Source organism: Chryseobacterium amylolyticum, from assembly GCF_051011775.1.
Lineage (GTDB): Bacteria > Bacteroidota > Bacteroidia > Flavobacteriales > Weeksellaceae > Chryseobacterium.
In genome coordinates this window covers 154,270-166,351 of the sequence record NZ_JBPCHX010000003.1, presented here as the reverse complement: position 1 = coordinate 166,351, position 12,082 = coordinate 154,270, and the positions used below count along the sequence as shown (strand labels likewise).

The following is a 12,082-nucleotide window of genomic DNA, read 5'->3' as shown; positions in this document are numbered from 1 at the left end:
TACCAAATATTACATGAACTTCTCGCCTTTCTTAAAGTTTTTTAAATCAAGAACATAATCTTTGATAAGCTGGTCATTATCTCTCGGACAGATGAGAAGCGCCTTATCCGTATCTACAACAATATAATTTTCAAGCCCATCAATAATTACAGCTTTATTATTATTCTTCAGACGGATGATATTCCCTTTTGAATTATAAGAAAGTAAATGTTTCAGCTTTACAGCGTTTCCATCTTTATCTTTTTCTGTATTTTCATATACGGATGTCCATGTACCAAGATCGCTCCATCCTAAGTCTGAAGGAATCACGTATACATTTTTGGCCTTTTCCAGGATCCCGTTATCAATAGAAATTTTCTGAACTTTTGGATAAATGGTTTCAATACAGCTGTTTTCTTTCTCTGAATTATACTCACAAGCCATAAAATGCTGCATCATTTCAGGAAGATAAAGATCAAAGGCGTGATGAATACTTTTCACATTCCACACAAAAATTCCTGCGTTCCAAAGGAAATCACCACTTTCCAGAAAGCTCTGGGCAATTTCAAGGATGGGCTTTTCTGTGAATGTTTTCACTTTAAAGTATTCAGAACCTTTTTTTTCTACAAACTGAATGTAACCATAGCCTGTATCAGGTCTTGTCGGAGTAATCCCCAATGTTACCAGATAATCATTTTTTGATGCCAGCTCAAATGCCAGCTCCACTTTCTCCAAAAACACATCCTCTTTAAGAATCAAGTGATCTGCCGGCAATACAATCATTGTTGCATCCGGATTGATCTCAGCAATTTTGTTGGCCATATACAGGTTGCAGGCTGCTGTATTCTTCATAAGCGGCTCACCCACAATATTTTCTTCAGGAATCTCCGGAAGCTGCTGATGGGAAACAGGAACATACTCCTTATTCGTAATCACAAATATCTGTTCTTTAGGAATTACCTTGCTGATTCTGTCATAGGTTTGCTGAATCATGGTGCGCCCGGTTCCTAAAATATCCTGAAACTGTTTTGGAAATTTTTGCGTACTCATCGGCCAGAACCGGCTCCCGATTCCTCCCGCCATTATAACGCAATATCTATCTGATTTTAACATCATTAGCTACATTTTTCTACCCTTGCTAAAGGCTTGAAAGAATACTTCCTTCCAGTAGCCAGGTTCTTACAAAGATAGTTTTTTTTAACCAGACCTTCCAATAAATACTTTTCGTTGCGGTAGATAAAAAATTCTCCCTTTTTAAGTTCCTCGATAAACTGAAGGGTATCATCTTGTTTTTCAGTATGAAAATACCTTACCAGATCGGGGCTGGCCATGAAATTTGCTTTGGGTGATTTTGAAAATTTTATAATGATGGGTCTTAGCTCTTCATCATAAATTTCAAGGCTTTCCAGGAGCATATTCCTGAAGGTTTCCTTCCACTCATTTCCGTGAGGAGAGATTCTTCTGCCATATTTTTCGAACGCAATCAGATGGGCCAGCTCATGGGTCAGCACAAAGAAAAAAAGTTGTGGGGTAAGTGTAGAATTTACCGTAATTTCATGTGAATTGTCCGGAAGCTTTCTGTAATCTCCCAGTTTTGAATTCCTGTTTCTTGTAACTTTTATATGTATATAATAATCTGCAAACCAGATTCTTAAATATTTAAGTGTATTTTGAGGTAAGTATTTTTCTAAAGATTGAATTGGCATTTTACAAACTTAACGGAATTCCTGCATAGAAATTCAATAGTTTAAGGCTAAAAAGGTAATTATATTTTGCCTGCGCTACTGATCCCTGTGCATTTGCATAATTATTTCTCGCCACATTTACGTCATAGATGGTTGTTCTTCCGGCAGCATAGCTTTTATCAGCAAAATCAAGAGCCAGTTTAGAGCTTTTTTCAGCTTCTACTGCGGCCAGATAGGCTTCATAATTGGCATCAGCATCAAACTGAGCTTTCTGTACATTCTGTCTTACGGTCTGCTTCTGCTGTTCCAACGTATTTTTGGCAATACTTTCGTTTATTTTAGACTGTTCTACTTGTAATTTTGTTTTCCCTTTGTTAAAAATAGGGATATTAAGGGATAACCCCACATTTTGTCCGAACTGATCTTTATATTGTTCAAAAAAAGTTCCCTGCACAGTACCTGGTATAGGATCAAATTGCCTGTTATAGAAAGTATTAAGACCAGCACTTGCTGTTAATGTAGGCCAGAAGGCTGTTTTGGTTACCTCAGTTTGTGCTTCGGCAGATCTTATCCTGCTTTCTGCGGCTTTGATCTGAGGTTGTATCTCATATGCCGTTGTAAGTACTTCATCCACAGAATTAAGCTGTAAATCTAGCTTTTCAGGAACATGTACATCTTCCACATCAAACCCCTTATAATCTGACAATTGTAAAAGCTGAGCGATGGCAAATAAAGCACGTCCGACGTTTACTTCTGCTGTTTTAAGGTTTTGTTTTTCTCTTGCCAGCGCAGCTTCAGCCTCTGCTAAAACCGTCTGTGCAGTTGTTCCAACCTGAGTTGTGATTTTAGCTCTGTCAAACTGTTTCTGGGCATTATCCACAGCACTCTGAGAAATTTTAACGATCTCTTTATTCAGCAAGGCTGTCAGATACTGCTGAGCAATCTGAAGGGAAATATCATTTTTAATGGTCTCAATATCATATTGACTTGCTTCTACATCAAACTGGGCTTTTCTTACATTTTTCTCTAATCTTCCATTATTATAGAGCAAGATGTCGGCACCCAGACCAACACTGCTGTTGAATCTATCGTTTCTAAAGCTCCCGGCTCCTAATGACCCTTGTCCGAAACTTACCCCATTCGTCATACTCCCCGATACAGAAGGCAAATATTCTTTCTGGGCTGCTTTAAGATTATATTCCTGATTTTGTTTGTTATACTGATTTTGGATAACCTGAAGATTATGCTCCACTGCATAGCTTACACATTCTTTTAAGGACCATTTCTTCTGAGCGCTTAAACCCAGATAACCTAATCCAAAAACGATGATCCAAACTTTTTTCATATGTATATGTTTATTTGTTTTTAATGGTCATATGGAATCGTATGATCTTTATTCAGTACTGTAACCTATAAATCACAACGATTTCATATTAAGATTTTTCAATATTAGACGAATTAAATATAAAAAAGTTACAGATTGAAAAATTATATTTTATTTTAAAAAAACTTTTGGGAATTTTGCACCATGACAAACGAACAATATCAGGAAGCTATTGACTGGCTTTTCGTACAGATGCCCAACTATCAGATAGATGGGCAGAAGGCTTATAAACCCGGGCTTGATAATATTACAAAGCTTTGTGCTTTCTTTGGAAACCCCCAGGATAAAATAAAGTGCATTCATATTGGTGGCACCAATGGCAAGGGTTCTTCAAGCAATATGCTGGCATCGGTTCTTCAGGAAGCCGGCTATAAAACAGGATTATACAATTCTCCTCACTTGATCGATTTTACAGAACGCATTAAGGTTAATGGAAAAAACTGTGATAAAGAATTTGTCTTTGATTTTATTCAGAAATTAAAACAGCTTCCTGAGGACATCCGTCCTTCTTTTTTTGAATTTACCACCATTATGGCTTTTGAATATTTTTACCAGCAACAGGTAGATTTTGCCATTATTGAAGTTGGATTGGGAGGAAGACTGGATTCTACCAATATTATTACCCCTTTGGTTTCGGCTATTACTAATGTACAGCTGGATCATCAGAATATTCTGGGTGATACCATTGAAGAAATTGCAGTTGAGAAGGCCGGGATTATTAAAAACAACATTCCTGTTATTTCAGGGGATGATAGTGAGGTGGTGAAAAATATCATCCGGGAAACAGCGGCTAAAGAAGGTGCTCCGTTTATAGATGCGACTTCTATTGATGCTAATCTTTCTTCTGACCTGAAAGGAGATTATCAGAAAAAAAATATCAGAGTTGTTTTGGCGGCTGTAGAAGAATTAAAAAAACTTGGAGTACATATTTCTGATGAAGATCTTGAAAACGGGCTGCTCCACGTTCATCAGAATACAGGATTTATCGGCCGTTGGTTTGAGTTTTCAAAACAGCCTCTTACCATTTGTGATACCGGGCACAATCAGGCAGGTCTGGAGTATGTTTTTTCACAATTAAATTCAATTGACCGTCACAAGCATATCATTTTGGGTTTTGTAAACGACAAAAAAATAGATGACGTGATGAAATTACTTCCTGAAAATTCTGAGTTCTATTTCGCAAAACCATCCATCAACAGGGGGAGACCTCCCAAAGATTACGAAAACCTGCTTCAGGAGGCGAAAATTTTTTATAAAATTTTTGATTCCGTACAGGAAGCGTATCTGTCTGCAAAAGAACGATGTACAAATGAAGAAATGATTTTCATCGGCGGAAGCAACTTTGTAGTGGGAGATTTTTTAGAAAAAAATTTGGAGATTAAAGAATAAGTCGTATATTTGCACCACTCTAAACAAGAGAACAAGTCTAGAGGGTTCTTAGCTCAGTTGGTTCAGAGCATCTGGTTTACACCCAGAGGGTCGGGGGTTCGAATCCCTCAGGACCCACAGAAAAGGAAACGAAACCTTTCAAAAAAATTCGGGTTCTTAGCTCAGTTGGTTCAGAGCATCTGGTTTACACCCAGAGGGTCGGGGGTTCGAATCCCTCAGGACCCACAAAAAATCTCTCAGATTCTGGGAGATTTTTTTATTTTTATCCTGTTTAACCTCCTTTCTACTTTTGCTGATATTTATTTACCTTTGTCTGCATCGGATTAATTAAACGTGAAGGAACTCCATATTATATCATTCAATTATCCCTACCCTCCTTCTTATGGCGGAATCATTGATGTATATTATAAAATTAAGGCTTTATCTGATCTGGGAATAAAAATCCATCTACACTGTTTTATAGATCAGATTCCTTCAACAATTGACAGGGAAATTAAAGAAATTACGGAAAATGTGTTTTTTTACAGGAAGAAAAAAAATCCTTTGCTTTACTTCTTACCTACTCCTTTTGCAGCAGCCATAAGAAATTCTGATACCTTTCTTAAAAATTTAGAAAAGAATAAGGCTCCGATCCTGTTCGAAGGCTTGCAGACAACGCATATTATAAGGTTTTTGAGAGATAGTGACCACAAACTCTATCTCCGTTATCACAATAACGAAAGAGAATACTACAAAGGTCTTTCATTGTCAGAAAAAAACATCTTTAAAAAGGTCATTTATAAAATTGAGTCTTTAAAGTATTCCGGATATCAGAAAAAACTTTTAAAGAAATTTGAAGCTGTATTCTGCTTGTCTGAAAAAGAATATAATGAAGTAGAAACCTATTCGGGAAATGCCCGCCTGATTCATATCTTTCATGGTAATGAATCGGTAAAGGTATTGGATAGAAAAGGAAAGTATTTTCTTTTTCACGGAGATCTTACCACCGCTGATAATAAAAGAGCATTGAATGAGACCATCGACTTATTTAAAACGCTTCCCCAATATAAACTGGTCGTAGCCTCAGATCGTGCCACTGAAGATATTAAAAGAAAGATTTCCACAGTTGAAAACATCAGCCTCACTCCTATTCAAACCACAGAAAATCTTTACCGTCTTCTGGAAGATGCCCATGCCAATATTTTGATTTCTTACCAGAATTCAGGAACAAAAGTAAAGTTGTTTAATACACTTTACAACAGCCGTTTTGTCATTATCAATGAAAATATTACAGACGATCCTTTTTTGATGAATCTGTGTCTGTATGGAGCTGACATGAACGAAATCCGCCGGCAGATTATCACCTCAGCTGAAAAAGAGTTTCATGAGACTGAAAAAAGAAAGGAAATCTTAGAAAAAAACCATTCTGATAAGGCTAAAGCCGAAGAGATGGTGAAGATTATTTTTAAAAATTAACCCTATCCACCACCTTCTGGATATTAAACTCTTCAAGACAGGCCCAATCTCCTCTGTAACACTCTTTATCTCCAAATACAGAACATGGCCTGCAGCTAAGATCTTTCACCTGAACAACATCTTCTTCGCTCTGTCCGAATCCTAAAAATCCGGCATAAGGATGAGTTGCCCCCCAGATCGAAATACATCTCGTTCCTACAAGGCTCGCAAGATGCATATTCGCAGAGTCCATGGAAATCATAAGTTCCAGCTGAGAAATCTGGTGAAGTTCTTCTGTAAGATTTAATTTTCCGGATAGATTTTTTGTATTCGGGATCTGAGACTCCCAATTTTCAAGGGTTTCCGTTTCTTTTTTACCCCCTCCAAAGAAATACACAGTATGTTTCCTGGCGAGAATCCTGGCCAGCTCATATGATTTTTCCAGAGAAAGCATTTTTCCCCTATGCTGGGCAAAAGGAGCAAAACCAATCCCTGATTTATCCACTGAAACAGGTCTGAGCTTATGAGAAAGCTCTACTTTGAATCCCATATCACGAAAAACATCCGCATAACGTTCCACCGTTTTTTTCAGCTGCCCTTTTTCCAGATTCCAGACATCCGTAAGATGCTCTTTCTCTTCCTTACCTTTATCAATTTTGAAAACCTTAAATCCTTTTCTTCTGTATATCCTGTCTAAAATCTTCGTCCGGATTACATCATGGAGGTTAGCAATACAGTCCGGATTAAACTCACGGATCAGTTCATTACTGAGCTTTCTCAACCCAAAAAGTCCTTTGTAATCATCCAGATCAATTCCTTTAAAAGTCACATTAGGAATTCCCGCAAACAAAGCTTCAAAATTTTTTCTGGAAACCATAATAATTTCCACACCGGGATTCTGCTCCAGAAATTCTCTGAAAACAGGTACAGTCATTGCCACATCTCCAAATGCGGAAAAACGATATGCTAAAATTCTGGTCACCGTTATGATTTCAGTTGGTAAGCAACTGCATAAAACTTAATCTGCTTCGTCATCGCCATCAGCCCGTTGGCTCTGGAAGGGGAAAGAAACTCCTGTAGTCCTATTTCTGCAATAAAATCAAAATCAGAATCCAGGATTTCCTGAGTGGAATGCCCACTGTAAATGCTTACTAAAAGCGAAACAATTCCTTTGGGTAAAATACCATCAGAATCTGCATTAAAGAAAAGCTTCCCATCTTTGAATTCGGCATCAATCCAAACTTTGCTCTGACAGCCTTTAATCAGATTTTCTTCCGTTTTTCTGTCTTCCGGCAAGCCTTTCAGTTCTTTTCCAAGATCAATGATGTACTCATATTTTTGCTCCCAGTCTTCAAGAAAAGCGAATTCGTCGATTATTTCCTGCTGTTTTTCTTTAATGGTCATTTTAAATCAATTTCTTGTGCAAAGATAACCAATTTTGTAAAATTTATTGCCGGGATGCTTTTTCAAAAAGCTGCAGTATTTTTGTTTCTTCATTCTCCCAGCAAAAAACATCTGCGGCCTTATTCAGTTCACTCTGATAATGCAATCTTCCTCTCTGAAGAACAAGATTTATCGCTTTCTCAATTGTTTCAGGCTGATGATCAGGAACAATTTCTCCTACATCAAACTGATTTTTTATCCTTTGCATCTCCGGGAAATTAATCATTACAAGAGGCACTCTCGACTGGATATAATCACAAACCTTATTGGGAAGTGAATAATAATAGCTTACACCATTGTTTTCTTCAAGGCTGAACCCCACATCAGCCGTTTTGGTGATTTCCCTGAGATTTTCAGGCTTTAGTTTACCCAGAAAAAATACTTTATCCTGAAGTTTTTCCTGAGTCACAAGTTCTTCGTATTCTTTTTTCTTCGGGCCGTCGCCTGCAATTTTCAGAACAGCATCTTTAATGTGATGCATAGCCACAATCATTTTTTCTATTCCTCTGGATTGATTAATCGCTCCCTGATATAAAATAATTTTAGGATGATTTTCAGGAATTTCAGGAGCAGAAAGGATTTTTCTCGGGATATTTCTTACTACTACCGGATTGACATTATATTGTTCATGAAACCATTCAGCATAGCTTTCACTTTCTGTCATCATAAGATTCATGTGAGGAACCAGCTTTCTTTCAAGTACTCTCCAGAATTTCTGCGAAAACCGGTTCTGAACCGATGGCATTTCCGTAAAAATTTCATGACTGTCAAAGACCAAAGGGATGTTCAGTTTTCTGGAAATGAGATAATTTGGCAGAAGTGCATCAATGTCATTGGCATGAAGGATAGTATCTTTGTCCGCTTTTTTCTTCAGTTCTTTATATAATTTCCAGTTGAATTCAAAATAAGCAGTCTTCAGGCTTTTAGATTTCAGAGCAATCCTTGAAAAGGGATATGGACGCTCCATTTTTTCATTCCCTTGCCAGTCATTCCCGATCAGATCTATAGAATATCCCTTATCAAAAAGGGTTTTGCACACCTTTTCGATCCTCTGGTCAGTATACAGATTACTAAAAGCCGAAGTAATTATTTTTTTCCTCATGAACTCTTCTTACCTAGTATTAAATGATAGATCTGAATAAAACAGATTAGCCCGTTTGGAATGATAACCGGCCAAAGCGGTCCGCTGAAGAAGCCATAAATGACAAAACAAATACAGCCAATCATATTGACAATTCTGATTTTCCTTACATCTTTCAGTATGAAACTCAATACAATAAAAAGAGAAGCAGAATAGCCGATGTAAGTGGTAAGTTCAGGATTCATGGGGAAAATTTAAGGATAACAAACTTAATCATTTTCAATAAGATAATAAAATTTTTTCTGCCATAAAGTCATTAATTGATTTTTGGTAAAATATTTGTAATTTAGATAATGAATAAAAGGTAATGTTGCCTTTGTTCTAATGAGATATATTATGGATTATAAGTTTTCACAAGGTTTGAGCCAGGTGTTCAAACAAAGCAAAAGCGAAGCTAAAAGGCTGAAAAGTGAATTTCTTAATACAGAACATCTACTTTTAGGTATTATAAAAACGGAAAACTCTGCAAAAGAAATCCTTCAAAACCTTAATGCGGATTTAACACAAATCAGAAGAAAAATTGAAACTTTAAATACAGCAAGTCTTAATCCTATTTCTGAAGAGGTTACCAATATTTCTTTCACCAAGATGGCAGATCATGCTATTAAACGTGCAGAGTTAGAATGCCGACAATATAAAAGCAATGAAATTAATACCGTTCACCTGCTTTTAGGTATTCTTTATAAATATGAGGATCCTACTTCAAATATTCTGGGAGCTTATGATATTGACTATGAGGGAGTTTCAAGAGAATACCAGACTATGCTTAAAAATTCAGGACAGTCTCCTCAGATGAGTGCTTACGATGATGATGATGAGAGAGAAGAATTTGAGCAAATGAGAAAGCCTACAGGAAATCTAGGTTCTGCAAAAAGTAAAACACCTACATTGGATAACTTTGGCAGAGACCTTACTTCTTTGGCAAGAGACGGAAAGCTGGACCCGGTGATCGGGCGTGAGAAAGAAATTGAGAGGGTTTCTCAGATCTTATCCCGCAGAAAGAAAAACAACCCTCTCCTTATCGGGGAGCCGGGAGTTGGTAAATCTGCTATCGCTGAAGGGCTGGCATTAAGAATTCAACAGAAAAAAGTGTCCAGGGTTCTTTACGGAAAACGTGTGATCACTTTGGATCTGGCAAGTTTGGTTGCCGGGACAAAATACCGTGGTCAGTTTGAGGAAAGGATGAAAGCGATTATGACGGAACTGGAAAAAAACAGAGATGTCATCTTATTTATTGATGAGCTTCACACCATTGTAGGAGCTGGAAGTTCTACCGGAAGTTTAGATGCTTCCAATATGTTTAAGCCGGCTTTGGCAAGAGGTGAAATTCAATGCATCGGGGCAACCACTCTGGATGAGTACCGTCAGTATATTGAAAAAGACGGGGCTCTGGAAAGAAGATTCCAGAAAGTAATGGTGGAACCTACTTCTATTGATGAAACGATTCAGATTCTGAACCAGATCAAAGATAAGTATGAAGAACATCATAATGTAATTTATACTCCGGAAGCCATTGCAGCGTGTGTCAATCTGACATCGAGATATATTACAGACCGTTTCTTACCGGACAAAGCGATTGATGCGATGGACGAAGCCGGATCCCGTGTTTATATCAAAAACATGAAAGTTCCTACTGAAATCATTGATTTTGAAAAGAAAATCGAAGAGATCAAGGAACTGAAACAGAAAGCGGTAAAAGCGCAGGATTACCTTGAAGCAAGAAAGCTGAAAGATGAAGAAGAACGTCTTCAGATGGAACTGAATGCTGCCCAGGAAAAATGGGACAAAGATGTAAAAGAGAAAAAAGAAACCGTAACGGAAGAAAATGTAGCAGAAGTGGTTTCAATGATGAGTGGGGTTCCTGTAACGAAAGTTGGTAAGAACGAGCTTGATAAATTGGCCCAGATGGATGATAAACTGAACGGTAAGGTAATCGGTCAGGAAGACGCTGTGAAAAAGGTTGTAAAAGCAATCCAGAGAAACAGAGCCGGGCTTAAAGATCCGAACCGTCCTATCGGTACCTTCATTTTCCTTGGTACAACCGGGGTTGGTAAGACCGAGCTGGCTAAAGTAATGGCAAGAGAATTATTTGATTCTGACGAAGCATTGATCAGAATTGACATGAGTGAATATATGGAAAAATTTGCGGTGTCAAGATTGGTAGGTGCGCCTCCGGGATATGTAGGATACGAAGAAGGCGGCCAGCTAACCGAGGCTGTCAGAAGAAAACCTTATGCTGTAGTTCTTTTGGATGAGATTGAAAAAGCTCACCCGGATGTGTTCAATATCCTGTTACAGATCCTTGATGAAGGTCACGTTACAGATAGTTTAGGAAGAAAAATCGATTTCAGAAATACGATTATCATCCTTACATCCAATATCGGAACCAGAGATCTTAAAGATTTCGGAGACGGTGTAGGATTCGGAACATCTGCTAAAAAGTCAACTTCAGATACAAGAGCAAGAAGCACCATTGAAAATGCCCTTAAAAAGGCATTTGCTCCTGAGTTCTTAAACAGAATAGATGATATCATTATCTTCAACTCTCTTGTACAGGATGACATCAAGAAAATCATTGATATTGAACTGAACAAACTGTATGGCAGACTTGAAAAATTAGGATATAAAGTAGAGCTTACAGATGAAGCGAAAGACTTTATTTCTGAAAAAGGATGGGACAAAGATTTCGGTGCAAGACCATTGAAACGTGCGATCCAGAAATATATTGAAGACTTATTGGCAGAAATGCTGGTAAACAAGCAATTATCTGAAGGAGAAACCGTGGTTCTTGACCTGAATGAGGCTAAAGACGGATTGATTGGAAAGACGCAGAAAGCTAAGAAATCAGCCGCTGAGAAATCTTCTCAGTCTTAATGAAAAATAAATAATTTAATTCAATAGAAAAGCACCGGAAAGTTTTCCGGTGCTTTTTGTTTGTATAAGTCTGGCTAAAGCCAATGTTTTTTTGAATATTGTATTGAACGGGCTAAAGCCCGTTCCTATAATCCATCAGGTATTAAAGCCCAACCACAAAACCGATAGTTGGGACCAGGCCACTGGAAAACACACTGGAATTCTGTTTCCAGAGCACATTGTACATTAATCCCAGCTGCATAAAGGAATTATTCCCGATCCGCTGCATATATCCTCCTCCCAGATACAATGCATTTTCCTCCGTATTATATTTGTAGTCGTAATATTTATCCTTGTAATCAATGAAATAATGTTGATAGTTGGCTCCCAAATAAAATGTTCTGGCAAAATAATAATTGACAAAAGGACCTACCCCGAACATTGTTGATTTATAATAGTCCGAAGTCTGCCAGGAAACTGTTCCCACTACTCCTCCTTCAAGATCATCAGTTAACCTGTAGCCTACTCTGGGTGAAGCAGACAGGTTAAAAGCACTGTTACTTCCAAATCCTACCCCGATGCCCCCTCCGAAGGTCCATTTGCTGTTTTCCTGTACCGGTGTGCCTACAGAAACCTGGGAAAATACTGATCCTGATCCTATCAGCATCATAGAAATAATAAACTTTTTCATATCTAGATATATTTTGTTTTGATGCTATTTTATCCATCCGTCACCCGTTATAAGCCGGCAAGATGGCCATCCCGATTACTATC

At 37.8% G+C, this 12,082-nt stretch carries 11 protein-coding genes and 2 tRNA genes; 5 read left to right on the top strand and 8 right to left on the bottom strand.

Going from position 1 to position 12,082, the window contains the following annotated elements:
- Nucleotides 1-9: 9 nt before the first annotated feature.
- Genes ACR1PO_RS09480 through ACR1PO_RS09470 form a run of 3 tightly spaced genes read right to left on the bottom strand, consistent with a single transcriptional unit; the run spans nt 10 to nt 3,009 of the window.
- Nucleotides 10-1,092: a mannose-1-phosphate guanylyltransferase gene (locus ACR1PO_RS09480; RefSeq protein WP_228445882.1), complete on the bottom strand. Its 1,083-nt coding sequence runs from the start codon at nt 1,090-1,092 to the stop codon at nt 10-12.
- Nucleotides 1,093-1,094: 2 nt separating this feature from the next.
- The gene (locus ACR1PO_RS09475) at nt 1,095-1,685 is read right to left on the bottom strand and encodes a SprT-like domain-containing protein (protein WP_433986607.1); all 591 of its coding nucleotides are present in this window, start codon (nt 1,683-1,685) and stop codon (nt 1,095-1,097) included.
- A 1-nt stretch (nt 1,686) separates the two neighbouring features.
- The gene (locus ACR1PO_RS09470) at nt 1,687-3,009 is read right to left on the bottom strand and encodes a TolC family protein (protein WP_433986606.1); all 1,323 of its coding nucleotides are present in this window, start codon (nt 3,007-3,009) and stop codon (nt 1,687-1,689) included.
- Nucleotides 3,010-3,192: 183 nt separating this feature from the next.
- Between ACR1PO_RS09470 and ACR1PO_RS09465 the strand changes: the two genes are divergently transcribed.
- The 4 genes from ACR1PO_RS09465 to ACR1PO_RS09450 all read left to right on the top strand — a co-directional run bounded on the left by ACR1PO_RS09465 (nt 3,193) and on the right by ACR1PO_RS09450 (nt 5,892).
- A complete protein-coding gene (locus ACR1PO_RS09465) occupies nt 3,193-4,437 on the top strand; it encodes a bifunctional folylpolyglutamate synthase/dihydrofolate synthase (RefSeq protein ID WP_433986605.1) in 1,245 nt (414 codons plus the stop codon).
- Between the two features lie 42 nt (nt 4,438-4,479).
- A tRNA-Val gene (locus tag ACR1PO_RS09460) sits at nt 4,480-4,554 on the top strand.
- 33 nt (nt 4,555-4,587) lie between these two features.
- A tRNA-Val gene (locus ACR1PO_RS09455) sits at nt 4,588-4,662 on the top strand.
- A 108-nt stretch (nt 4,663-4,770) separates the two neighbouring features.
- Nucleotides 4,771-5,892: a hypothetical protein gene (locus tag ACR1PO_RS09450; RefSeq protein WP_433986604.1), complete on the top strand. Its 1,122-nt coding sequence runs from the start codon at nt 4,771-4,773 to the stop codon at nt 5,890-5,892.
- Here ACR1PO_RS09450 and ACR1PO_RS09445 read toward each other — a convergent pair.
- The 4 genes from ACR1PO_RS09445 to ACR1PO_RS09430 are packed head-to-tail and all read right to left on the bottom strand — an operon-like array spanning nt 5,882 to nt 8,640.
- Nucleotides 5,882-6,805 (bottom strand): glycosyltransferase family 9 protein, encoded by a 924-nt coding sequence (locus tag ACR1PO_RS09445; protein ID WP_433986895.1) that lies wholly within the window; start codon nt 6,803-6,805, stop codon nt 5,882-5,884. The genes ACR1PO_RS09450 and ACR1PO_RS09445 overlap by 11 nt on opposite strands.
- 50 nt (nt 6,806-6,855) lie before the next feature.
- Nucleotides 6,856-7,275, bottom strand: coding sequence for a SufE family protein (locus ACR1PO_RS09440; RefSeq protein WP_002982105.1), 420 nt, complete (start codon nt 7,273-7,275; stop codon nt 6,856-6,858).
- A gap of 43 nt (nt 7,276-7,318) precedes the next feature.
- Nucleotides 7,319-8,416: a glycosyltransferase gene (locus ACR1PO_RS09435; protein ID WP_433986603.1), complete on the bottom strand. Its 1,098-nt coding sequence runs from the start codon at nt 8,414-8,416 to the stop codon at nt 7,319-7,321.
- Complete coding sequence (locus ACR1PO_RS09430) at nt 8,413-8,640, bottom strand: hypothetical protein (protein WP_002982102.1); 228 nt, start codon at nt 8,638-8,640, stop codon at nt 8,413-8,415. The genes ACR1PO_RS09435 and ACR1PO_RS09430 overlap by 4 nt, the downstream gene beginning before the upstream one ends.
- A gap of 151 nt (nt 8,641-8,791) precedes the next feature.
- On the opposite strand from ACR1PO_RS09430, the gene ACR1PO_RS09425 reads away from it, so the two are divergent.
- A complete protein-coding gene (locus ACR1PO_RS09425; RefSeq protein WP_433986602.1) occupies nt 8,792-11,329 on the top strand; it encodes an ATP-dependent Clp protease ATP-binding subunit in 2,538 nt (845 codons plus the stop codon).
- A 142-nt stretch (nt 11,330-11,471) separates the two neighbouring features.
- On the opposite strand, the gene ACR1PO_RS09420 is transcribed toward ACR1PO_RS09425, so the two are convergent.
- Complete coding sequence (locus ACR1PO_RS09420; protein WP_332388737.1) at nt 11,472-11,999, bottom strand: hypothetical protein; 528 nt, start codon at nt 11,997-11,999, stop codon at nt 11,472-11,474.
- Nucleotides 12,000-12,082: the final 83 nt, after the last annotated feature.

Coding starts and splice junctions, on each gene's coding strand:
- ACR1PO_RS09480 (WP_228445882.1), bottom strand. CDS start 1,092: ATGTTAAAATCAGATAGATATTGCGTTATAATGGCGGGAGGAATCGGG.
- ACR1PO_RS09475 (WP_433986607.1), bottom strand. CDS start 1,685: ATGCCAATTCAATCTTTAGAAAAATACTTACCTCAAAATACACTTAAA.
- ACR1PO_RS09470 (WP_433986606.1), bottom strand. CDS start 3,009: ATGAAAAAAGTTTGGATCATCGTTTTTGGATTAGGTTATCTGGGTTTA.
- ACR1PO_RS09465 (WP_433986605.1), top strand. CDS start 3,193: ATGACAAACGAACAATATCAGGAAGCTATTGACTGGCTTTTCGTACAG.
- ACR1PO_RS09445 (WP_433986895.1), bottom strand. CDS start 6,805: ATGACTGTACCTGTTTTCAGAGAATTTCTGGAGCAGAATCCCGGTGTG.
- ACR1PO_RS09440 (WP_002982105.1), bottom strand. CDS start 7,275: ATGACCATTAAAGAAAAACAGCAGGAAATAATCGACGAATTCGCTTTT.
- ACR1PO_RS09435 (WP_433986603.1), bottom strand. CDS start 8,416: ATGAGGAAAAAAATAATTACTTCGGCTTTTAGTAATCTGTATACTGAC.
- ACR1PO_RS09430 (WP_002982102.1), bottom strand. CDS start 8,640: ATGAATCCTGAACTTACCACTTACATCGGCTATTCTGCTTCTCTTTTT.
- ACR1PO_RS09425 (WP_433986602.1), top strand. CDS start 8,792: ATGGATTATAAGTTTTCACAAGGTTTGAGCCAGGTGTTCAAACAAAGC.
- ACR1PO_RS09420 (WP_332388737.1), bottom strand. CDS start 11,999: ATGAAAAAGTTTATTATTTCTATGATGCTGATAGGATCAGGATCAGTA.